Raw genomic sequence first — 21,616 nt, forward strand, 5'->3', positions numbered from 1 at the left:
TGATTATTTGTAATTTTGACGCCAATTAAGCATCTGGAATGACAAATAAACTTCCCAAACTCTTTCTCTTATTTTTAGGCGCCATTTTTTTGTTGAATCTTCTGCAAGCACATTTAACAGAACTTATTTTTGATGAAGCCTACTATTGGTATTATTCCCAGAATATGGACTGGGGATATTTTGACCACCCACCCATGGTGGCACTGTTGGTAAAACTAAGTAGTTATTTATTTGATGGTGAGCTGGGAGTTCGCTTTATGGGCTGTATTTTATCTACTGGAATATATATTGTCCTCTGGTTTATGATTGACTACCCTAAAAAGAAAGACTACATAGCCCATTTCTTCGTTTTGGTGTTTTCCATGGGGCTTATGCATGCCTATGGATTTTTAACACTTCCAGACACACCTCTTTTATTTTTTACGGCATTGTTTTTATTGGTTTATAAACAATTCTTGCAAAAACCCTCCTATTTTTTGTCCATTCTATTGGGTGTTGTGATGGCTGCTTTAATGTATAGTAAATATCATGCTGTTTTGGTTATCATTTTTGTATTGTTATCCAACCTTAAATTAATACTGAACAAATATGCCTGGGTTGGGGTAATTGTAGCTTTACTTTGTTATGTACCGCATTTTATGTGGTTATATGAGAATGATTTTGTTCCTATAAAATATCATCTTTATGAGCGACCTAACCAAGCATATAATTTCTCAAAATTTACCTTAGGTTATTTTGTAAACCTTATAGCAATATTGGGGCTTACTTTTCCTTGGATATATTGGGCATTGATTAAAACAAAAGCATCGGATAAATTTACCAAGGCACTTCTTTTCTTATCGTATGGTGTTATTATTTTCTTCTTTATTTCCAGTTTTAATAGACGCATACAAACCCAATGGATTATTATCATTTCAATACCACTGGCCATTCTCGCTTTTAATTTTTTAATACAAAACCAAACTGCAAAAAAATGGCTTTTTAGAATAGGGATTGTCAACATTGTGGTATTATTATTTCTTAGAATTGGCCTGGTACACGAGCCCTTGTTCCCTGTCACCTATGAGACTCACGGAAACAAAAATTGGGTAGGGAGCCTTTACTCCCAAGTGGGTGAGACCCCCGTTGTTTTTGAAAATTCATACCGTTTGGCACCCATGTATTCTTTTTATTCTGGTAGCACTTCTTTCTCTCTTAACAATATGTTCTATAGAAAGAATCAATATTCCATTGATAGTTCCGAGGATAAGGTTCAACATAAAAAAGTTGTATATGTGTCCAAATACATGAAAAAAGGTGATGTTTCCTTTTTTAGCAATGATAGCACAATCTATTATGGGAGGTATATTGAAAATTTTGAGTCTTTTAGAAAAATAAAATCTATTATAGGTGATAGCGAAGAAATTGACTTGAAAGAAAAAACCGATCTTCAATTAAAAATATACAATCCTTATAAGGAAGATATTCCAATTGAAAAACTAAAGTTTAATGGTATATTTCTTAACAAGCACAAGCAGGTTATGGAACAAAATCCCATTGAAACCACTCCATTGCTGCCGGATATAAAAAACCTCAAAACAAATGACACGACCATTTTTATTTTTAATTTACCCAAACCAAAAACCGAGAATCTGGGGTATTTTAAAGTAGGCGTTTCGGAAAATGGTTTACTGTATGGCCTTAATGGAGAAAATATAAAATTAAAATAATGGAACCTATCCAAAGAACCTTTGACTCTCTAGATTGGATTACTGTTATCCTTTTTTCCAGTCTAGTTTTTATTGTGATTGCCAAAGGTGTGTTCTATAACAGGTTTATGGACTTTATAATTTTGCCTTTTAACAACAAGTATATTTTTATGTACGGTAAAAAGGAAAAACTTTTGAATTGGTTCCAAATATTTGTTACTGTATTCCAAATAATTAACTTTTCCCTTTTTATATATCTTGTATATAATATTTTCAATCAAACGAATAACAGTTCATCCCTAACGTTCTATTTTACAATATTGGGATTGTTGGTCCTATTTATGATAATCAAAATACTCCTACAGTATGGCAATGGTTATGTCTTTAATTCGGGAAACGTTATCTCGCAATTTGTTTTTAAAAAGCTATCCTATTTAAACTATAGTGGTATTTTAATGTTCTTTTTCAATGTAATGTTGTGCTATGTCTTTAAAGGCTCAAAATCTATTGTTTATTTAAGTATTGTCTTAATTCTTTTAATAAATGTAATGGGTTGGTTAACAGCTCTAAGAAATCATCAAAAATTTTTAAGAGCTAATTTTTTCTATTTTATTTTGTACCTTTGCGCACTCGAAATTGCACCCTTTGTGATAATTGGAAGCTATCTAAAAGATTAACGGACTATGAAAGTAAAGACGATTTTGGTGTCTCAACCAGAACCAAAAATGGAGAACTCCCCTTATTCACGACTTATAGAAAAAGAGAAGGTCAAGGTAGATTTTATTCCCTTTATTCATGTAGAAGGTGTAGATGCAAAAGAGGTTAGGCAGCAAAAAATAGACCCTAAAAATTATACTGCCATTATTCTTACCAGCAGAAATTCTGTAGATCACTTTTTTAGAATTGCTGAAGAAATGCGCTTTAAAGTTCCGGACTCTATGAAATATTTTTGCCAGTCTGAAGCTGTTGCCTACTATCTTCAAAAATATGTAGTCTATAGAAAGCGTAAAATTTATGTTGGGAAAAGAAATTTTAACGAATTGGTTCCCTTATTTAAAAAATACAAGGAAGAAAAATTCCTTTTGCCATCATCTGACGTTTTAAAACCTATTGTTCCAGAAACTTTAAATGAATTAGGCATTGATTGGACAAGAGGAGTTTTTTATAAAACAGTTATTAGTGACCTATCAAAACTAAGAGACGTTTATTATGATGTTTTGGTATTCTTCAGTCCATCTGGAATAGAATCCCTTCTTAAAAATTTCCCTGACTTTGAACAAAATGATACCAGAATAGCGGTATTTGGCAATTCAACTGTAAAAGCAGCAACTGATGCAGGACTTAGAATAGACATCCAAGCGCCAACACCCGAGACACCCTCTATGACCATGGCTTTACAAAAGTATATTACTGTAGCGAATAAGAAATAACTCTCTATCTAGTTTCGAAAAATTGTGCTGTTCACAACTTTTTAAGGGTATATTTTTATATTTATAACAATTTGATACCTTAGTGTTTCGTTTTAAACACTAAAAGGACTCAATATATGTTGCGGAATATTCTTCTAATTGGCGCTGGAAAATCCACTTCTTTTCTTATAGATTACTTTTTAAATAAATCTGAGGAAGAAAATCTGTATTTAACCATAGGAGATCTATATCCAGAAAATATCTCAGATAAAATAAGGTCTCACTACCATTGCACAGTTCTAGAGTTAGACATTTTCAATGATGAGAATCGAATCAAAACAATAAAACAGGCAGATATTGTTGTTTCCATGCTTCCACCAAGACTTCACATAAAAGTGGCCAAAGATTGTATTGCACATTCTAAACATTTGGTTACAGCATCCTATGTAAGTGATGAATTAAAAGAACTTGACCCATCTGTTAAGGAAAAAGGGTTGGTTTTTATGAACGAAATAGGAGTGGATCCAGGTATTGACCACATGAGTGCCATGGAAATTCTAGATGACATCCGTGAAAAGGAAGGAAAAATAATTCTTTTTGAGTCTTTTACAGGTGGGTTGGTAGCTCCAGAAAATGACAATAATCTATGGAACTATAAGTTTACATGGAACCCAAGAAATGTAGTAGTTGCCGGACAAGGAGGTACTGCTAAATTTATTCAAGAAGGGACGTACAAATATATTCCCTACCATAGACTTTTTAGAAGAACAGAGTTTATGAATATTGATGGGTATGGAAAATTTGAGGCCTATGCCAATAGGGACTCTTTAAAGTATAGGAGTGCATATGGATTAGACAATGCGCTTACGCTCTACAGAGGCACAATGAGAAGGGTAGGGTTTTCCAAAGCTTGGAACATGTTTGTACAGTTGGGACTAACAGACGATAACTATACGCTGGAAAACTCTGAAGGAATGAGTTATAGAGAATTTATAAATCTCTTTCTTCCCTATTCCCCAACAGACTCTGTAGAATTAAAAATGCGACACTATCTTAAAATAGACCAAGATGATATTATGTGGGAAAAATTAATGGAGCTCAATCTATTTGATTCACATAAAATTATACCGCTACAAAATGCCACTCCCGCACAAGTGCTTCAATATATTCTAGAAGATAGTTGGACCTTAAAAGAAGATGAAAAAGATATGATTGTTATGTACCATAAGTTTGGTTATGAACTCAATGGTAAAAAACAGCAAATTGATGCCAGTCTGGTTGTAATTGGCAAAGACAGAACCTACACTGCCATGGCAAAAACAGTAGGACTGCCTGTGGCAATTGCCACTTTATTGATTTTGAACAAAAAGATAACCACTCCTGGTGTACAAATCCCTATCACTAAAGAGGTTTACCAGCCCATTCTTGCTGAATTAAAAGAATATGGCATTACTTTCAAAGCCAAAAGCGTGCCCTATTTAGGATACAATCCAGATTCTGTAGCAGGTTAATATTTATTACTTATTTGGTATATTTATCTTTAAAATGAAATATTAAAGATGAAATCTACTAACGAAAAAGTTAAGATTGATGGAATTGACAAAAAAATTCTAAGATTTCTGATGCAAGATGCCCGTAAACCCATTTTGGAAATTGCAAGAAACATCGGCATATCAGGTGCAGCGATACACCAAAGATTGCGAAAACTGGAAAGTTCTGGCCTAATTGCAGGTTCCAAGTTTATTATAAACCCCAAAGTCATGGGATATACTACCATGGCCTATATTGGTATCTTCTTGGACAAAGCCATGAGCAACCCTATTGCGGTTAAAGAATTAGAAAAAATACCAGAAGTTCTAGAGTGTCATTACACCACAGGGAATTGGTCCATCCTAATAAAAGTCCTCTGCAGGGACAATGAGCACCTTATGCATGTTTTAAATCATAATATCCAGAAAATAGAAGGTGTATCTCGCACAGAAACCTTTATTTCCTTACAGCAGCAAATTGAAAGGCAGATTCAAATTTAATTTGTATTCAATCTAAATAAATACTAGATTTGTCCCATGAAAGTGGTTTACAAATCTGAATTCTACACTCTATATCAGTCCAAGAAGGACCGCTATCATTATTTGGATATGGGACAAAAAACAGTGCGTTTGTCTTTTTGCCAGCTATTGGCCCTAAGGCATAAAGTACTAAGCATTCCTATTGAAAATCATTTTGATTCCTATTCTAATCAGCACGGTTTTGAAGTTTTGATGCTTTGCAACAAAGAACATCTTTTTGTGCTTAACACTTTAGAAGTTCTGGATTTAAAAAATTTAGTGGAAAACAGTCTTTCCGCCATGGGGGTATCTTCCAAAAGTGTTCTCTTACTGCAATAGCCACAGTTTTTTCCTGTTAACAAACAATCTAAAGCTAAATTCAAATTAACATTTCTCTTACTTTGCCTTTCTTTATTTTGTAATTTTGAGAAAAATAATAGTATGAAAGACATTGCAAGACAAAATATGAGCATAAAGGTAGAGTCCATGGATTTACTCAATGGACAAATCAAAATGGAGGCTCATGCATCGGCTATCTACTTGGCCATGGCTTCATGGTGCGAACAAAATGGTTTTTTTACAAGCGCAAAATTTTTCTATAAGCAAACAGAAGAAGAGCGTGGACATATGATGAAAATTTTTCAATTTTTGGTTGATGTTGGGGGAAACCCTATTTCTCCAGAAGTAAAGAATATAAACCACGATTACTCTTCAATTGTTGACGTGTTTGAAACCACTTTAGAGCACGAAGTTGCAGTAACAAAGTCTATTCATAATATTGTCCTAAAGGCACGAGAATTAGGCGACATTACAACCGAGCGCTTTTTAGATTGGTTTGTTTTAGAACAAGTAGAAGAAGAAAACACCATTCGTGATATCTTGGATATGATAGAAGTAACCGGTACGGAAGGAGTAGGATTACAAATGATTGACAACAAGGTCAACGACTGGATGGAATAATATAACAGTATTGAATAGAAATCAAAAAACGGGACTTAATATAAGTCCCGTTTTTTATTCCTTTTTAGGTAATATCTGCACTATTAATCTCTACCTCCAAATACTTGGAATGCCCAATAAACTAAGGATGCCAATGCACCTAAAGCAGCAACCAAATATGTTCTTGCTGCCCATTTAAGAGCATCCTCAGAACCTTTATATTCTTCTGGTGTCACCACATTCTTGTTCTTTAACCATGCCAAGGCCCTATTGCTTGCATCATACTCCACAGGTAATGTGATAAAACTGAACAAAGTGGCCAGCCCCATCATTACAAGACCCGCAATAGCAACATAAAACCCAAAACCAACCCCAGCAGCAGCCCCTAAAGCAAGTCCTCCAAAGACAATCCAAGTTGACATTCCCGAGGTAACACTCACCACGGGCACCAATTTAGAGCGCATGGTCAACCATTCATATGCTTGGGCATGTTGTACGGCATGTCCACATTCATGAGCAGCAACAGCCGCAGCCGCAGCATTACGTTGATTGTACACCCCTTCACTCAAATTAACTGTTTTGCTTTTAGGGTTGTAGTGGTCTGTTAACATCCCTGCAGTGGATACCACCTTAACATCCCGTATACCATGATCGGACAACATTTTCTCCGCAATCTCTGCGCCACTCATACCATTTTGCAAATGCACTTTGGAATATTTTTTAAACTTACTCTTTAATCGGCTACTTACCAACCAGCTTATCAGCGCTACAGCACCAATCAATATATAATATGTCATCATAATTTTAGTGTTTAAATTCTTTTTATAAATATACTTATAAAAGCAAAAACCCCGCCAAAATTAGCGAGGTTCAATATTCTGACAAAATGTACTGTTTATGCTTCCACACTTTCCCATTGGAAAGCTTCGATAATCTCCTTATAAACCACTTTTCCCTCTACAATGTTCAATCCCTTTTCTAAAGATGCATCCTTTTCACACGCATCTTTCCATCCAAGATTGGCCAACTTTACCACATAAGGCAAAGTAACGTTGGTTAAAGCTACAGTAGAAGTGTATGGTACCGCACCTGGCATATTCGCAACGCAGTAGTGAACCACATCATCAATGATATACGTTGGGTTTTCGTGCGTAGTAGGTCTTGTTGTTTCTACACAACCCCCTTGATCTACGGCAACATCAACGATTACCGTACCAGGATGCATGTCTTTTAGCATGTCCTTGGTAATTAAATTAGGTGCTTTTGCCCCTTTCAATAAAACTCCTCCGATTATAAGATCATGATTTTTTATATGCTTTCTTATATTAAATTCATTGGAGAACTCGGTAACCACATGGGGAGGCATTACATCGTTCACATAACGCAAACGCTTCATATTTACATCTAGAATGGTTACATGGGCACCTAGACCTGCTGCCATTTTTGCAGCCTGGATACCTACAACTCCTGCTCCAAGCACCAAAACCCTTCCCGGAGGCACTCCTGGAACTCCTCCAAGCAGAACACCTCTACCTTTGACCGGTTTCTCCAAATATTTTGCCCCTTGCTGAATGGCCATTCTCCCCGCCACTTCAGACATTGGTGTTAAAAGAGGTAAAGTTCCCTCATCATCCTCTACAGTTTCATAAGCTATACAAATAGCCTTGCTCTCTACCATGGCCATGGTTAATCGCTCACTGGAAGCAAAATGAAAATAGGTGAAAACTATTTGCCCTTTTTTAATAAGCTCATATTCCTCCCTAATGGGTTCCTTTACCTTTACAATCATATCACTAATGGCATAAACTTGTCCAATAGTATCCAAAATAATAGCTCCCGCCTGCTGGTAATCCTCATTAAAAAAACCGCTGCCATCACCAGCTCCTGACTGCACATATACAGTGTGGTTGTTTTTAACCAGTTCAAAAACCCCAGCAGGTGTCATCCCCACTCGGCTTTCATTGTTCTTAATTTCCTTTGGAACACCAATAACCATTTTGTATCGTTTAGAATTACACGGCAAAATTGTTACATTAAATTAAAAGAGCGAAATAAAATCGATAAAAAAGAGGGGGTATGCGGTTATAATTACAAAATAAATATAATTTACCCCTATAAATTTTGGGGTTATCTATGTTTTAACTTTAAAATAATCACAATGAAAGCCAAAACACCTGTTATGCCATTTGCCAACATAATGGACAAACTTTCTTGATATACACCATAGATAAACCATAAAATAAGTCCCATAAGAAAAACAAGATACATAGTAAGGGATATGTCCTTGGTAGATTTGTGTTTCCAAGCCTTGTACACTTGTGGTACAAAGGCCGAGGTGGTCAAAGCCGCCGCTACCAATCCTAAAATTTCAATGTTTTGCATTTAATTTAATGAAATTACCCGTTTGAACACTATCTAAAATAGGTTAAGACTACCTGTTAAGTAGTTTTATTCACATAAACAAACAAGGCATATTTAGCCAACAATGTTTACAATCTTTCCAGGAACCACGATTACCTTTTTTGGTGCTCTACCCTGTAATTGTGCTTGGGTTTTCTCATGCGCCATTACCGCAGCCTCTATATCGTCTTTGGACATATCCAATGGAAGCTCTAGCTTAAAGCGCATTTTTCCATTAAAGGAAATAGGATACTCCTTACTGCTCTCCACCAAATACTTTTCCTCAAATTTTGGGAAGGGAGCCGTAGCAATAGATTCTGTATGGCCTAATATATTCCACAATTCCTCAGCAATATGTGGTGCATAGGGCGATACCAAAATGGCCAAAGGCTCTAAAATTGTTTTGCTGGTACATTTTTGAGACGAAAGCTCATTGACACAGATCATAAAAGTGGACACCGAGGTGTTAAAAGAGAAATTCTCTATATCCTCCTCCACTTTTTTAATGGTCTTGTGCAACGTCTTTAAGTTGTCCTTTGTGGGCTCTACATCTTCGAATTTTGCACCATCATTATCAAAATACAAACGCCATAATTTTTTAAGGAAACTATGAACCCCAGTAATCCCAGCGGTGTTCCATGGCTTGGATTGCTCCAAAGGCCCCAAGAACATCTCATACAAACGCAAGGAATCTGCTCCATACTCCTCACAAATGGCATCTGGATTTACCACATTGTATTTTGATTTGGACATTTTTTCTACCTCACGAAGTACTTTTACAGGTCCATTATGGGGTAAAAACTTTGCATGCAAAAATTCCAATTGCCATTTTCTAAATTCATTTATATCCAATTCATCTGATGTATTAACTAAACTAACATCAACATGAATTTTATCGAATGAAAGATTTTCTTTTGAAACACCAGACAATTCCTGTATTTGCTCAAAAATATTATTGCTAGCTTCCTCATTTAAATAATCCTCAACTAATTCCTTTGAGACAAAAACATCAGGTCTTTGAGTAATTCGATAAAGAAGTGCACTTGTTCCAGTAATCATCCCCTGATTGATTAATTTTTTAGCAAACTCGTCTTTAGACACCAAGCCTTTATCAAACATAAACTTTTGCCAAAAACGGGAATACAGCAAATGGCCTGTGGCATGCTCGCTACCGCCAATGTACAAGTCCACATCTTGCCAATAGTTAATGGCTTCTTGGGAGAATATTTCTTCCTCGTTATGCGGGTCCATGTATCTATTAAAATACTGGGAACTCCCTGCCCAACCTGGCATGGTGTTAAGTTCCAAGGGCCACACTGTGGCATTATTTATCTCACTGTTACTCACAACATTATTAGTAACCGTATTCCAAGCCCAGTGGGTGGCATTTCCCAAAGGAGGTTCGCCGGTCTCCGTAGGAAGATATTTTTCAACCTCGGGCAATTCAATAGGCAAATGTTCTTTTGCAATCATTTGCGGCATTCCATCCACATAATACACTGGGAAAGGTTCTCCCCAATAACGCTGACGACTAAAAACAGCATCTCGCAATCGGTAATTTATCTTTCCTTTTCCCTGCCCTATTTCTTCCAAGGCATCAATAATTTTCCGGGTAGCTTCTTTATAGCTCAATCCATTTAAAAAGTCAGAATTGGCAATAATGGTTTTTTCCTTATCAGCAAAAGCTTCCTCAGAAATATCAACTCCCTCAAAAATATTTGGGATATCAATCTTAAAATGTTTTGCAAAATCATAATCGCGCTGGTCACCACAGGGAACGGACATTACAGCACCAGTTCCATAGCCTGCCAATACATAATCCCCAATCCAAATAGGAATAGGCTCTTTCGTAAAAGGGTGCTCTGCAAAAGCGCCTGTAAAAGCGCCAGAAATGGTCTTTACGTCCGCCATACGGTCTCTTTCCGAACGTTTTGCTGTGGCTTCTATATAGGCATCCACTTCAGCTTTTTGTTCTGGAGTGGTTATTTTGGATACCAAATCATGCTCAGGAGCCAAAGTCATAAAAGAAACTCCAAAAATAGTATCTGGACGAGTGGTAAAAACTTCTATTTTATAAGATTTCTCGTTATCGCTCGAAATGACATTGAAACCAACTGAAGCTCCTTCCGAACGGCCAATCCAATTGGTTTGGGAATCTTTAAGAGGTTGTGGCCAGTCCAGGCCTTTAAGGCCATCTAAAAGTCGTTGTGCATAGGCGGTAATCCGCATGCTCCATTGTGTCATTTTTTTACGAACTACAGGATGTCCACCGCGTTCTGAAACTCCATTTACAATTTCATCGTTTGCTAAAACTGTCCCCAATGCCGGACACCAGTTTACTTCAGTTTCCGCTAGATAAGTCAGCCTATATTTTAGTAATATTTCCTGCTTTTGTTTGCTGGTATAATTTTCCCAATCATCAGAAGAAAAGATAACTATATCCTCATCGCACAAGGCATTCACATTTTTATTTCCCTCTTTTTCAAAAATGGAAATTAGGCTTTCAATATCTTCTGCTTTATCAGTCCCTTTATTATACCAAGAATTGAACAATTGGGTAAAAACCCACTGTGTCCATTTATAATATTTGGGGTCAGATGTTCTCACCTCTCGACTCCAATCAAAAGAAAAACCCAACTGGTCCAATTGCCTTCTATAGGTCTTTATATTTTCTTCGGTAGTAATTGCCGGGTGCTGTCCTGTCTGTATGGCATATTGTTCAGCAGGCAGACCAAAACTATCGTACCCCTGCGGATGCAATACATTAAACCCTTTGTGTCTTTTATAGCGAGCATAGATATCGCTGGCAATATATCCTAAGGGATGCCCTACATGCAAACCTGCACCCGATGGGTAAGGAAACATATCCAACGCATAGAATTTTGGTTTTGCGGACTTGTTTTCTGCTTTAAAAGTTTGATTATCGGCCCAATATTTTTGCCACTTGGCTTCAATTTCTTGGAAATTGTAGTTCATCTTATGTATTTCTTCTAGTCCGCAAAAATAAGTTTAATCCATGAAAGGGGAAAGCCATTGTTCTTTATAGAATCTACAAAAATCAAAGCAATAATTGGTATCTTCACTTTATAAACACTTTATTTATTCTTTTATGCTCTTTTCTAAAATCAATTTCTATTTTACTATACTGCTTAGTTTTGTTTGCTTTTCATCCTTTGGACAAATGGAAACTTCAAGAGATTGGACCTCATTTGTTCAATCTCTTGAAGTTTCTACCGATAGACCTATTAAATTTAGAGTAACTGCTTCTGCCAAAACGGAAGTTGAAAATGAAAGTGGTTGGTCTGGAATTTGGGTAAGAGTAGATACAAAAAACGGAGAATCCGGTTTTTTTGACAATATGAGTGATAGACCCATTATCACTGATAAGTGGGATACATATATAATAGAAGGTGAAATAAATGAAAATTCTAAAGTTCTAAATTTTGGAGGCCTATGCATTAATAACGGCAAATTCTTTTTCGACAATTTTGAGGTTTCTACAGAAAACTCAAATGGTGAATTTGAAAAGTTGGAAATAAAAAATGCAAGTTTTGAAGAAAAATTATCCAACAATGAAGGTTTTTCCTGGGTAGAGGGAATTACAATTTCTGAACCTGTTAGAATTAAAGAATATAGCCTGTCCCTTAATAATGAAGACAAAGTTGATGGAAAATATTCACTATTGATAGAAGGCAACGGTGTTATTAGGGACACTACAGGTATCATTGGGCCTATAGAGGGGTTTTCTCCACAAATGGGAACATTGGTTACAATGCTCAACAATCTAAGCGCCAGGGTTGAAAGAATTGTCACAAATCTTGACCAAAATGAGCTAGATTATTTAATGGACGAAAAAGCAAATTCAATAGGTGCCTTGGTCATGCACTTAATAGCTACAGAAGTATACTACCAATCTTATTCTTTTGGAAAAGATGTTAGTTATAAAGATGAAACCATTAACTGGGATGCCGGTATGAATCTAGGTGAAGAAGGAAGAAAAAACATTAAAGGATATAGTACTCAATTTTATTTTGATTTATGGAAAAAGGTTAGGGCAAAAACTGTTGAAGAGCTTAAAAAAAGAGACGATGGGTGGCTGGCCCATGTACCCCCCGGATCGGATGTCAACAATTATTTCTATTGGTTCCATGTCATGGAACATCAATCCAGTCACCTAGGCCAAATTTTACTAATGCGAAAAAGAATCCCAGAATTCCCAAAAGAACCAGAAATTAAAGTAGGAGTAAAAGACTAGATTTGTTTGTTTACAGACTGGTATTCCTCTTATTTATTCTTTTTAACTTTGATCACTGATTATTTCTTATGAGCAAATCGTTTGAACGTTACCAAAAACGAAAGTTAATCTCCTCCTACTTCTCCGTAGTGTTGAGTATTGCTTTAGTGCTTTTTTTACTGGGTGTTCTTGGTCTTTTGGTATTAAACACCAAAAAAATGGCGGACCATTTTAAGGAACAGATAACCATATCTGTCTTTTTAAAGGACAATGCAAAAGAAGTAGAAGTGGACCAACTCCAAAAAAGCTTGGCCATGGCAGATTATACTAAAACTGCCACCTACGTATCTAAAGAAGATGCGGCTGAAAAGCATAGCGAGGAAATTGGAGAGAATTTTTTAGATTTTTTAGGTTATAATCCCTTAAAAAATTCCATTGATATAAACCTTAATGCAGATTTTGTTTCTCCAGAACAAATAGAGGAAATTGCCGCTGACCTATCTTCCAAGGCTTATGTGGACGAGGTAAGTTATGACAAACCTCTTATTGCCTTATTGACTGACAATGTAAAAAGAATTGGGTTTTGGATTTTGGTCGCCAGTGCCATTTTTACTTTTATTGCCGTTTTATTAATAAACAGTTCTATTCGATTGTCCATTTATTCCAAACGATTTATTATAAAGACCATGCAAATGGTGGGTGCCACCAAAACCTTTATTCGTCGCCCTTTTATATGGAACAATATTAAATTGGGCATGTTGGGCGCATTTTTGGCCCTTTTAGGTTTGGCAATCGTACTAGTTTACATTGATAAAAATTTCCCGGAGCTTAATCTGTTCCAAGATCTTACAACTTTAACGATTCTTTTTGTTGGGGTTTTTGTTTTAGGGCTTTTGATTTCTTTAATTAGCACCTATTTTGCCACACAACGTTTCCTTAATTTAAGGACTGATGATCTTTATTACTAAATTTGTAGCATGAGTAAAAAGAATAAAAACATTCAAGAGCCTAAATCTGAGTTTATTTTCCAAAAAAAGAACTATACTTTCATGTTTATAGGCATAGCCTTTATTGCACTTGGATTTATTTTGATGAGTGGCGGCGGAAGTGATGACCCAAATGTGTTCAATCCGGATATTTATAGTTTTAGAAGAATTAGATTGGCACCTACCTTAGTATTGATAGGTTTGGGAATAGAAGTATATGCCATTTTGTTGAATCCGCACAAGAAGAAAAAATAATTGGACATTATAGACGCCATCATCCTTGGAATTATACAAGGACTGACCGAATTTTTACCCGTATCATCCAGTGGACATTTAGAATTGGGAAAAGCCATTTTAGGCGATAGTTCTGTTCCCGAAGAAAGCCTCCTTTTTACAGTAGTTTTACATTTTGCTACAGCACTGAGCACTTTGGTGGTCTTTAGAAAGGACGTTTGGGAAATTATCCGTGGGCTTTTTCAATTTAAGTGGAACGAAGAAATGCAGTTTTCCATGAAAATTATTATTTCCATGATTCCCGCCGTGTTAATTGGTCTTTTTTTTGAGGAACAATTAGAAGCGTTTTTTGGAGGTGATATTAGGTTTGTGGGCTTCATGCTAATCATTACCGCTGTACTTTTGTACTTTGCGGACAAGGCCAAGGACACCAATAAAAAAGTAAGTTTTAAGAATGCCTTTCTAATAGGCATTTCGCAGGCCATTGCCATGCTGCCCGGTATTTCCCGAAGTGGGGCAACCATTTCCACATCGGTTTTATTGGGTGTGGATAAAACCAAAGCAGCCCGATTTTCATTTTTAATGGTGGTCCCTTTGATTTTTGGAAAAATTGCGAAGGATATTTTCAGTGGCGATCTTACTATGGAAAGTGGACAATCCGTCGCCATGGGTGCAGGTTTTGTCGCCGCTTTTATTGCAGGATTGGTTGCATGCACATGGATGATCCAATTGGTAAAGAAAAGTAAACTTTCTTACTTTGCCATTTACTGTTTGGTAGTTGGTTTAATTGCCATTGGATACAGCTATTTTGGTTAGTTCTATATTCTAGTTCAACAACCAGTATTTCATATGAATTACAACAATAAAAAATTTAGAGCGCTAAAAACATCCGAAAACGCAGAGGTGTCGGCCGAAACCATTTTTCAATATAAACAAGAGGGTGCTATTGTGACTTCAGAATATAGTGGTGGACAAATTGTTAAAGGACATCTTATTGGTTTGGTGAATGACAATGGAGTTATTGATATACGATATCATCAAATAAATACTAACGGTGAATTAATGACAGGGAAATGTATTTCCACACCAGAAATTGGCAATGACGGCAAAATTAGGTTGCATGAAAAATGGCAGTGGACTTCTGGTGATAAATCCAAGGGAGAATCAACCTTAATTGAACTATAAAACACCTTACTTGAAAACTAAAGAAGAATACTTAACAGGGCAAATAGTACTTATAGACAAACCCTTGGGCTGGACTTCTTTTCAAGTGGTGAATAAAGTTCGATGGATAATTCGCCAAAAGTATGACCTTAAAAAAATAAAAGTTGGCCACGCCGGCACATTGGATCCATTGGCCACTGGGTTACTGATTTTATGTACTGGGAAATTCACTAAAAAAATTCCAGAACTACAAGGACAGACAAAAGAGTATACAGGAACCATTACACTTGGTGCCACAACCCCTTCTTATGATCTGGAAACGGAAATTGATCAAAAATTTCCTGTAGAACATATTACCCCTGAGCTCATTCTTAAAACTACAGAAAAATTTGTTGGAGAAATCGAACAAGTACCCCCAGTTTTTTCCGCCCTAAAAAAAGATGGAAAACGATTGTATGAATATGCTAGAGCAGGAGAAGAAGTAACAATAAAATCTAGAATTATTGAGGTTTCTGAGTTCGAAATCACCAAAATTGAACTTCCTAAAATAACATTTAGAGTGGTTTGTAGCAAGGGAACCTACATACGCTCATTGGCTCACGATTTTGGAAAGGCATTGGGCTCTGGAGGACATCTATCCGAGTTGAGAAGAACCAAAATAGGGGATTTTAACGTAAATAAAGGGCTAACACCTGAAGGTTTTGAAAAAACACTGCTGATGGGAGAGTCATCAGAAAAGTAATTTTTCTTTTTCTTTTAGGACTTTTTTAAAATATTTTTTAGAAAAAACGGTTATAATAGCACTTATGAACTTAAACCGAAGTCAGTTATCTTTTTTAATAACATTCTTCTCCATGACCCTTGTGGTATTGTCTTTGTACAACATTCACTTAGGAGGTCAGGAAAAGGAGGATGAATATGTTATTGAGTTATTGTCTGATGAGGAACTGGAAGAAATTATAAAAGAAGAGGAGAAATTATCTGAAGAACTGGCCCAGAACGACCCCATTAAAAGCCATATGGCCTTTAATGAAACCGCCAAGCCCAGTTATGGCGCACCAGAACCTTTAAAAACCTTGGACGAGATTCTAGCAGAAAAAGAGGCCGATGAGAATCCTAATGAATCTGATGAATTTTCTGAAATGGATTCCGACTATGCGGCCAAGGTAAAAGAGCTTGCAAAAAGAAGGGAAGAAACCAAACAGCTTCTAGGAGAAAGAGAGGCGCAAAAACAAGAATTTACCAATAATCTGGCGGAAAGAAGAACCTCAGTATCCTATTCTTTGGTAGAACGAAATGCCTATGCTTTACCACCTCCTATCTACACTTGTATAGAAGGTGGCAAAGTGGTCATAAATATTCATGTGAATGCCCTAGGGCAGGTACTTGATGCTAATTTTAATGAAAAAAGTTCTGGCACTTCCAATGGATGTTTAGTAGATAATGCTATAGCATATGCATTAAAAGCCCGTTTCAGTGGAGATTCCACTAAACCAGAACAAGTAGGGACCATTACCTATATTTTTCAGAGTAAATAGTCTTTTTAACCTCACTTTGTTTTCCCATTATTCCCATATCTTTAAACAAAAGATTTAAATTCTATGGAAAAACATAAATGCGGTTGGTGTGTAGGTGATGACCTCTATGAAGCCTATCATGATAACGAATGGGGTGTTCCTGTTAAAGATGACAATACAATATTTGAGTTTTTGATTCTTGAAACTTTCCAGGCCGGTCTTAGTTGGATTACCGTTCTTCGCAAACGTGAAAATTTTAGAAATGCCTTTGATTATTTTGATTATAAAAAAATAGCTTCTTATGATGAAACCAAAATTGAAGCCTTATTACAAGATGAAGGCATTATCAGAAATAAACTAAAGGTAAGGGCCACGGTTTCCAATGCACAGGCATTTATAAAAGTACAAGAAGAGTTTGGAACTTTTAGCAAATATATTTGGGACTTTGTAAATGACAAACCCATAAAAAATAGTTTTAAGAACTATAAGGAAGCCCCTGGCAATACGCCACTTTCTGATGCGTTAAGCAAAGACCTTAAAAAACGGGGATTTAAATTTGTGGGCAGCACAGTGGTCTATGCGCATATGCAGGCCACTGGAATGGTAAACGACCATGAAGTTGGTTGTTTTAGGTATAATGAGGTTTAAATAATTGATATACTATATTAAAAGCTTAAAAAGAGCGTTCGTTATATACCATAGATAAAAAGAATGAAAATCCAAATTACCTTAGCACTTCTTGTACTTTCCATATTTTCCTTTGGACAAACAACAACATTTGAAGATTGGAAAAAAGAATCAGAAACAAATAAGCGACTTCTTCCAAAATACGGAATGATTGAAAAATCTAAGGAAGAAAAAGAATTTGACAAGGAGTTTATAAATAATATAATGATGGAATTTGACACTAAGTTGAGCGCATCAAATCACATGGTAGATTTAGGGTTCAAATACTTATATCGAGGTGATTTAAAAACTGCTATGTCCCGTTTTAATCAGGCTTATTTACTTGACAATAAAAACTCTAACATCTATTGGGGCTATGGTGCCATATATATGGCCTTTGGACAATACGAAGAGTCAAGAAATCAATACACCACAGGGTTGGAAATTGATTCAAATAATGATAATATTCTTATTGACTATGGCACAACTTACTTAGGTGAATTTTATAATTATATACAAACTGATTCAAAAAAGGCGCACTCCAAACTTGAGGATGCCATTGAAAAACTTACTTCTGCCTACCAAGCAAACCCCAAAAACCCAAATGCATCATACAAGCTTTCCATATGTTATTTAAATAAAAAAAACTGCCAAGAGGCCAAAAGATTTTTGGGAATCTCCGATAGGTTAGGAAATGGCAACATTACCGAGTCTTATAGAAATGAGCTAAGTCAGAAATGCGCTTCACAAACAAACAATTGTTCTTCTGTTAAAGTTGGGTCATTTAAGACTGTCGATGATTGGAGTGGTGAAACATTGATAACTCGAACAAAAAAATATCAGATTGAGGAGAATAAAGAGCATGGGTACAAACTAAAACTTAAAGTTACTTGGATTGATGATTGTACATACCAGCTAAAACCTATTAAAGATTTATTAAATTCTAGTAGTTCGGAATTACCAAAAATGATTTTAACTTGTAAAATTATAGAAATAATAGAGGACGGTTATATTCAGGTTTCAACAACAAATTCCGACCCTACAGAAATTGTTACAAAAGTAATTGTTCTATAGATTTCCCATTAAAAAAGAAATAAACTCCGCTCTCGGAATCTCTTCGGCGCCCAAACTCTCCAAATGTTCCGTATGCACTTGGCAATCTATTAATTTATAATCTTTTGCATTTAACTCCTGGGTCATTCTTATAAATGCAAACTTAGAAGCATTACTTTTTAGGCTAAACATACTTTCTCCGCAAAAAACATGGCCCAAATCTATTCCATATAGTCCGCCGACCAAGTCATTATTTTCCCATACCTCATAAGATGTGGCAATCCCCATTTTATGAAGTTCCATATATGCGTTTTTCATATCCATGGTTATCCAAGTTCCATCTTGACCATCTCTTTTTATAGTTTTGCAATGGTCTATCACCCTTTCAAAACAAGTGTTTTTGGTTAACCTAAACTGATTACTGGCAACCACTTTCCTCATGCTTTTGGAAACTTTTAACTTGGATGGAAAAAGCACCATTCTAGGGTCGGGACTCCACCAGAGAATCATGGAGCCCTCATTAAACCATGGAAAAATCCCATTTTTATAGGCCAAAATCAATCGTTCTGTGGATAGATTGCCACCAACGGCCAACAGACCCTCTTTATTGGCATTTTCCACAGGTGGAAATTCCAAGTCATTGGACAAGAAATAAATAGGTGTATCCCCCTCTTTGTTCACTACTATTATTTAAAAATAAAATCCCACAAGTATTAACCTATGGGATTCATCATTAATTATTCATTTTTAACTTTTAGAAAGGCAAATCATCATGATCTTCCTCATTTAAATCTTCCGCAGGTTCAAAAGCATCCATAGGGGGCACCGGTGGTATTTCGCCACTAGCACCTGTATTAGATTGTAGGCTTTCTATTCTCCATCCTTGGATAGAATTAAAATACCGGGTTTCCCCTTGTGGGTTTACCCATTCTCTACCTCTTAAGTTGATACTTATTTTTACATCTTGACCAACAGCATAACTGTTTAACAAATCACATTTATCCTGTATAAACTCAACCAAAATATGTTGTGGATACTGCTCGTCCGTAGTTACAACAATCTCTCTTTTTCTAAAACCATTATTACCAAAAGTCTTGGTTTCATCCAACATCTTTATTTTTCCCTGTACTTCCATTCTCTATTGTTTCTTTTTATTTATTCTCTATTTATTTGGGAAGGCCCATTACATAAGTTCCCAGTTTTTTTCCTTTTTTTCTATACATTATAGCTTTTTCCCATGTATAATTCTCTGTTTCCAATCCTTCCAAAAGCACATCCATATCCTTTAAAGTATACATTCTTGGCAAAGACGCTTGTCCGTCCCATGCATAACAAATGGGGATAATTGGGATAAGATACGTAAATACCAATTGCCTCCATGTAAGCGGTTTAACAAAAGGGGTCATGAAAAGTACCATAAGCATCATTACTGCCAAAGAAATTGGTAATAACAACCACCACATTAATAGGGGTATATTGTTCTGTCCCATTTCATAAATTAACAACGGTTGTTTATTTTCTTGTGCCGACTTCAATATTTCTTTGGCATTTTCAGGGTTCATATGATGAAAACTGTTCACCATCGTCTTTAATCCCTCAGGTGTATTTGCTATATCAGTGGCATCCACTGGGGATTTATGGTATTTAATGCTTGGATTATATTGTGAATTGAATTTAGCGACCATCTCATCATCTGGATACAGATCTGTCATTATCAAATTTACGTCCTTGTACCTATCATAGCCATGGAGTATTTTCATCACCTCTGGCATAGCACCACCAGCGCCCGACCCCAAATCAACAATCTGCTTTGCATTACTTTTAATAAGTGCCTGTGCCACCAAATTGGCCAAAACATCACTAACACCCAGCAACTTGTGCAGTACGTTTATCAAATTGGTCATACAGGTACGCAACCATGTGGGAAACCAATCGTAATCTTCAAACTCAAATAGTTGGATTCTTTTCATTTAAAATTAAAGCAATATGCCTAAAAAAGCACTCAAAAAAACTTGAAATACAGGGTGACAAATGTAAGGAAATTGTAGGGTAAATAAAACCCTTGACTTATTGTTAAACACAACATCTTTGGGCAATTTAAGTTATATTTAGTATTAATTACTAACCGGATGAACTTTAATCCAAAAAAGAAAACTTCAAATTTTATTTTATTGATAGCAGGTTTTGCTATTGTTAGCCTTATTCTATGGAATACCAATAGTTTTTTTAGAAAATTTAAAGAAGAAGAGCGTTATAAAATGGAGATATGGGCCACTGCCCAATCCGAACTATTACAATCCTCTGCCACCACGGAGTTGGGAAACCTTACCTTAAAAGTGTTTCAAAGCAATACCTCTACCCCTATGATATTGGTCAATAAAGATGGTTCTATTAGGGTGAACAATATGCCCCAGGAAATCTTGCAGGAAAAAGGGGAAATAGAAAAAATAATGAAGAAATTTGCCAGTGAGAACAAACCCATCATTATTGAGGACAACCAAGAGCAGTTGGCTACCTTATACTACGGAAACTCTGAAGTTCTTAACAAACTTAAATATTACCCCATAGCTCTTTTGTTGATTATTCTACTATTTGGAACCGTGATTTACTTCCTTTTTAAGACCAATAAGGCATCTGAGCAAAATAAGCTCTGGGCGGGCATGGCAAAGGAAACTGCACATCAAATAGGAACGCCCCTTTCTTCCCTTTTGGGGTGGAACGAAATGCTGAAAACAGAAAATATAAACCCGGACATTACCATTGAAATCGAAAAAGACATTTCCAGATTGCAAACCATTACCGAACGTTTTTCCAAAATTGGTTCCTTACCCAAATTGGAGGAACATGATATTGTTGAAGAAACCCAAAAAGCATATGATTATTTAAGATTGAGGAGTTCCAAGCTTATACAGTTCTCTTTTGATTCCAAGATAAAAAAAATGCCTGTTTTGCTTAATCAATCCCTTTACAATTGGACCATTGAGAATTTGGTCAAAAATGGTATTGATGCCATGAAGGGAAAAGGTAGCATTTCCATAGAGATTGTTCCTGAAGGCAATCATGTAAATATTCTTGTGTCGGATACTGGACACGGGATTCCAAAAAATGACTTCCATACTATTTTTAATCCTGGTTTCACCTCCAAAAAAAGAGGCTGGGGGCTTGGATTGTCATTAGTAAAAAGAATTGTGGAAGAATACCACAAGGGTAGGGTAAAAGTACTTTCATCTAGCAAAGAAGGTACCATTATGCAAATATCTTTAAAAACTAATACTTAG

Annotated in this window: 24 protein-coding genes; 17 read left to right on the top strand and 7 right to left on the bottom strand. The window is 36.0% G+C overall.

Annotated features, from left to right (window positions below; translation table 11 throughout):
* Positions 1 to 38: 38 nt before the first annotated feature.
* The 7 genes from GGR42_RS07995 to GGR42_RS08025 all read left to right on the top strand — a co-directional run bounded on the left by GGR42_RS07995 (position 39) and on the right by GGR42_RS08025 (position 6,105).
* Positions 39 to 1,709, top strand: coding sequence for an ArnT family glycosyltransferase (locus tag GGR42_RS07995; protein ID WP_167962633.1), 1,671 nt, complete (start codon positions 39 to 41; stop codon positions 1,707 to 1,709).
* Positions 1,709 to 2,365 (top strand): DUF4271 domain-containing protein, encoded by a 657-nt coding sequence (locus GGR42_RS08000; protein ID WP_167962635.1) that lies wholly within the window; start codon positions 1,709 to 1,711, stop codon positions 2,363 to 2,365. Before GGR42_RS07995 ends, GGR42_RS08000 begins: the two co-directional genes overlap by 1 nt.
* Positions 2,366 to 2,371: 6 nt before the next feature.
* The gene (locus tag GGR42_RS08005) at positions 2,372 to 3,118 is read left to right on the top strand and encodes a uroporphyrinogen-III synthase (protein ID WP_167962637.1); all 747 of its coding nucleotides are present in this window, start codon (positions 2,372 to 2,374) and stop codon (positions 3,116 to 3,118) included.
* 116 nt (positions 3,119 to 3,234) lie between these two features.
* Positions 3,235 to 4,608, top strand: coding sequence for a saccharopine dehydrogenase family protein (locus GGR42_RS08010; RefSeq protein ID WP_167962639.1), 1,374 nt, complete (start codon positions 3,235 to 3,237; stop codon positions 4,606 to 4,608).
* Positions 4,609 to 4,656: 48 nt separating this feature from the next.
* Positions 4,657 to 5,127 carry an Lrp/AsnC ligand binding domain-containing protein gene (locus GGR42_RS08015; RefSeq protein WP_167962641.1) on the top strand — a complete coding sequence of 157 codons (471 nt, stop codon included), beginning with the start codon at positions 4,657 to 4,659 and terminating at the stop codon, positions 5,125 to 5,127.
* Positions 5,128 to 5,163: 36 nt separating this feature from the next.
* Positions 5,164 to 5,484 (top strand): hypothetical protein, encoded by a 321-nt coding sequence (locus GGR42_RS08020; protein ID WP_167962643.1) that lies wholly within the window; start codon positions 5,164 to 5,166, stop codon positions 5,482 to 5,484.
* Positions 5,485 to 5,586: 102 nt separating this feature from the next.
* Entirely contained in the window at positions 5,587 to 6,105 is a 519-nt protein-coding gene (locus tag GGR42_RS08025; RefSeq protein ID WP_167962645.1) for a ferritin, read from the top strand.
* A gap of 83 nt (positions 6,106 to 6,188) precedes the next feature.
* Here the strand turns inward: GGR42_RS08025 and GGR42_RS08030 are convergent, their stop codons facing one another.
* The 4 genes from GGR42_RS08030 to GGR42_RS08045 all read right to left on the bottom strand — a co-directional run bounded on the left by GGR42_RS08030 (position 6,189) and on the right by GGR42_RS08045 (position 11,460).
* Entirely contained in the window at positions 6,189 to 6,884 is a 696-nt protein-coding gene (locus GGR42_RS08030) for a zinc metallopeptidase (RefSeq protein ID WP_167962647.1), read from the bottom strand.
* A gap of 95 nt (positions 6,885 to 6,979) precedes the next feature.
* A complete protein-coding gene (gene ald / locus GGR42_RS08035; protein WP_167962649.1) occupies positions 6,980 to 8,080 on the bottom strand; it encodes an alanine dehydrogenase in 1,101 nt (366 codons plus the stop codon).
* 131 nt (positions 8,081 to 8,211) lie between these two features.
* On the bottom strand, positions 8,212 to 8,466 hold the full coding sequence (locus tag GGR42_RS08040) for a SemiSWEET family sugar transporter (RefSeq protein ID WP_167962651.1): 255 nt from the start codon (positions 8,464 to 8,466) through the stop codon (positions 8,212 to 8,214).
* Positions 8,467 to 8,559: 93 nt separating this feature from the next.
* Positions 8,560 to 11,460 carry a leucine--tRNA ligase gene (locus GGR42_RS08045; protein ID WP_167962653.1) on the bottom strand — a complete coding sequence of 967 codons (2,901 nt, stop codon included), beginning with the start codon at positions 11,458 to 11,460 and terminating at the stop codon, positions 8,560 to 8,562.
* 205 nt (positions 11,461 to 11,665) lie between these two features.
* On the opposite strand from GGR42_RS08045, the gene GGR42_RS08050 reads away from it, so the two are divergent.
* The 9 genes from GGR42_RS08050 to GGR42_RS08090 all read left to right on the top strand — a co-directional run bounded on the left by GGR42_RS08050 (position 11,666) and on the right by GGR42_RS08090 (position 18,359).
* Positions 11,666 to 12,739 carry a DinB family protein gene (locus GGR42_RS08050; RefSeq protein ID WP_167962656.1) on the top strand — a complete coding sequence of 358 codons (1,074 nt, stop codon included), beginning with the start codon at positions 11,666 to 11,668 and terminating at the stop codon, positions 12,737 to 12,739.
* A gap of 68 nt (positions 12,740 to 12,807) precedes the next feature.
* Positions 12,808 to 13,686: a cell division protein FtsX gene (locus tag GGR42_RS08055; RefSeq protein ID WP_167962658.1), complete on the top strand. Its 879-nt coding sequence runs from the start codon at positions 12,808 to 12,810 to the stop codon at positions 13,684 to 13,686.
* A 9-nt stretch (positions 13,687 to 13,695) separates the two neighbouring features.
* Positions 13,696 to 13,959 carry a DUF3098 domain-containing protein gene (locus GGR42_RS08060; RefSeq protein WP_167962660.1) on the top strand — a complete coding sequence of 88 codons (264 nt, stop codon included), beginning with the start codon at positions 13,696 to 13,698 and terminating at the stop codon, positions 13,957 to 13,959.
* Positions 13,960 to 14,754: an undecaprenyl-diphosphate phosphatase gene (locus GGR42_RS08065; RefSeq protein WP_167962662.1), complete on the top strand. Its 795-nt coding sequence runs from the start codon at positions 13,960 to 13,962 to the stop codon at positions 14,752 to 14,754. It abuts the gene before it with no gap.
* 33 nt (positions 14,755 to 14,787) lie between these two features.
* Positions 14,788 to 15,123: a n-acetylglutamate synthase gene (locus GGR42_RS08070; RefSeq protein WP_167962664.1), complete on the top strand. Its 336-nt coding sequence runs from the start codon at positions 14,788 to 14,790 to the stop codon at positions 15,121 to 15,123.
* Positions 15,124 to 15,133: 10 nt separating this feature from the next.
* Entirely contained in the window at positions 15,134 to 15,844 is a 711-nt protein-coding gene (truB, locus tag GGR42_RS08075; protein ID WP_167962666.1) for a tRNA pseudouridine(55) synthase TruB, read from the top strand.
* A 64-nt stretch (positions 15,845 to 15,908) separates the two neighbouring features.
* A complete protein-coding gene (locus tag GGR42_RS08080; RefSeq protein ID WP_167962668.1) occupies positions 15,909 to 16,640 on the top strand; it encodes a hypothetical protein in 732 nt (243 codons plus the stop codon).
* Between the two features lie 63 nt (positions 16,641 to 16,703).
* Positions 16,704 to 17,267, top strand: a complete 564-nt coding sequence (locus GGR42_RS08085) for a DNA-3-methyladenine glycosylase I (protein ID WP_167962670.1) — start codon at positions 16,704 to 16,706, stop codon at positions 17,265 to 17,267.
* 63 nt (positions 17,268 to 17,330) lie between these two features.
* A complete protein-coding gene (locus GGR42_RS08090) occupies positions 17,331 to 18,359 on the top strand; it encodes a tetratricopeptide repeat protein (RefSeq protein ID WP_167962672.1) in 1,029 nt (342 codons plus the stop codon).
* Here GGR42_RS08090 and aat read toward each other — a convergent pair.
* The 3 genes from aat to GGR42_RS08105 all read right to left on the bottom strand — a co-directional run bounded on the left by aat (position 18,354) and on the right by GGR42_RS08105 (position 20,308).
* Complete coding sequence (aat, locus tag GGR42_RS08095; protein WP_167964419.1) at positions 18,354 to 18,995, bottom strand: leucyl/phenylalanyl-tRNA--protein transferase; 642 nt, start codon at positions 18,993 to 18,995, stop codon at positions 18,354 to 18,356. The genes GGR42_RS08090 and aat overlap by 6 nt on opposite strands.
* Positions 18,996 to 19,092: 97 nt before the next feature.
* Positions 19,093 to 19,473: a DUF3127 domain-containing protein gene (locus GGR42_RS08100; protein WP_167962674.1), complete on the bottom strand. Its 381-nt coding sequence runs from the start codon at positions 19,471 to 19,473 to the stop codon at positions 19,093 to 19,095.
* 31 nt (positions 19,474 to 19,504) lie between these two features.
* Positions 19,505 to 20,308 carry a class I SAM-dependent methyltransferase gene (locus GGR42_RS08105; RefSeq protein WP_167962676.1) on the bottom strand — a complete coding sequence of 268 codons (804 nt, stop codon included), beginning with the start codon at positions 20,306 to 20,308 and terminating at the stop codon, positions 19,505 to 19,507.
* Positions 20,309 to 20,467: 159 nt separating this feature from the next.
* Between GGR42_RS08105 and GGR42_RS08110 the strand changes: the two genes are divergently transcribed.
* Positions 20,468 to 21,616, top strand: a complete 1,149-nt coding sequence (locus GGR42_RS08110) for a sensor histidine kinase (protein ID WP_167962678.1) — start codon at positions 20,468 to 20,470, stop codon at positions 21,614 to 21,616.

Source organism: Saonia flava (assembly GCF_011927795.1).
GTDB lineage: Bacteria > Bacteroidota > Bacteroidia > Flavobacteriales > Flavobacteriaceae > Saonia > Saonia flava.

What these genes read in the sequence shown, in the direction of transcription:
- GGR42_RS07995 (WP_167962633.1), top strand. Translation starts at nt 39, where the DNA reads ATGACAAATAAACTTCCCAAACTCTTTCTCTTATTTTTAGGCGCCATT.
- GGR42_RS08000 (WP_167962635.1), top strand. Translation starts at nt 1,709, where the DNA reads ATGGAACCTATCCAAAGAACCTTTGACTCTCTAGATTGGATTACTGTT.
- GGR42_RS08005 (WP_167962637.1), top strand. Translation starts at nt 2,372, where the DNA reads ATGAAAGTAAAGACGATTTTGGTGTCTCAACCAGAACCAAAAATGGAG.
- GGR42_RS08010 (WP_167962639.1), top strand. Translation starts at nt 3,235, where the DNA reads ATGTTGCGGAATATTCTTCTAATTGGCGCTGGAAAATCCACTTCTTTT.
- GGR42_RS08015 (WP_167962641.1), top strand. Translation starts at nt 4,657, where the DNA reads ATGAAATCTACTAACGAAAAAGTTAAGATTGATGGAATTGACAAAAAA.
- GGR42_RS08020 (WP_167962643.1), top strand. Translation starts at nt 5,164, where the DNA reads ATGAAAGTGGTTTACAAATCTGAATTCTACACTCTATATCAGTCCAAG.
- GGR42_RS08025 (WP_167962645.1), top strand. Translation starts at nt 5,587, where the DNA reads ATGAAAGACATTGCAAGACAAAATATGAGCATAAAGGTAGAGTCCATG.
- GGR42_RS08030 (WP_167962647.1), bottom strand. Translation starts at nt 6,884, where the DNA reads ATGATGACATATTATATATTGATTGGTGCTGTAGCGCTGATAAGCTGG.
- ald (WP_167962649.1), bottom strand. Translation starts at nt 8,080, where the DNA reads ATGGTTATTGGTGTTCCAAAGGAAATTAAGAACAATGAAAGCCGAGTG.
- GGR42_RS08040 (WP_167962651.1), bottom strand. Translation starts at nt 8,466, where the DNA reads ATGCAAAACATTGAAATTTTAGGATTGGTAGCGGCGGCTTTGACCACC.
- GGR42_RS08045 (WP_167962653.1), bottom strand. Translation starts at nt 11,460, where the DNA reads ATGAACTACAATTTCCAAGAAATTGAAGCCAAGTGGCAAAAATATTGG.
- GGR42_RS08050 (WP_167962656.1), top strand. Translation starts at nt 11,666, where the DNA reads ATGGAAACTTCAAGAGATTGGACCTCATTTGTTCAATCTCTTGAAGTT.
- GGR42_RS08055 (WP_167962658.1), top strand. Translation starts at nt 12,808, where the DNA reads ATGAGCAAATCGTTTGAACGTTACCAAAAACGAAAGTTAATCTCCTCC.
- GGR42_RS08060 (WP_167962660.1), top strand. Translation starts at nt 13,696, where the DNA reads ATGAGTAAAAAGAATAAAAACATTCAAGAGCCTAAATCTGAGTTTATT.
- GGR42_RS08070 (WP_167962664.1), top strand. Translation starts at nt 14,788, where the DNA reads ATGAATTACAACAATAAAAAATTTAGAGCGCTAAAAACATCCGAAAAC.
- GGR42_RS08080 (WP_167962668.1), top strand. Translation starts at nt 15,909, where the DNA reads ATGAACTTAAACCGAAGTCAGTTATCTTTTTTAATAACATTCTTCTCC.
- GGR42_RS08085 (WP_167962670.1), top strand. Translation starts at nt 16,704, where the DNA reads ATGGAAAAACATAAATGCGGTTGGTGTGTAGGTGATGACCTCTATGAA.
- GGR42_RS08090 (WP_167962672.1), top strand. Translation starts at nt 17,331, where the DNA reads ATGAAAATCCAAATTACCTTAGCACTTCTTGTACTTTCCATATTTTCC.
- GGR42_RS08100 (WP_167962674.1), bottom strand. Translation starts at nt 19,473, where the DNA reads ATGGAAGTACAGGGAAAAATAAAGATGTTGGATGAAACCAAGACTTTT.
- GGR42_RS08105 (WP_167962676.1), bottom strand. Translation starts at nt 20,308, where the DNA reads ATGAAAAGAATCCAACTATTTGAGTTTGAAGATTACGATTGGTTTCCC.
- GGR42_RS08110 (WP_167962678.1), top strand. Translation starts at nt 20,468, where the DNA reads ATGAACTTTAATCCAAAAAAGAAAACTTCAAATTTTATTTTATTGATA.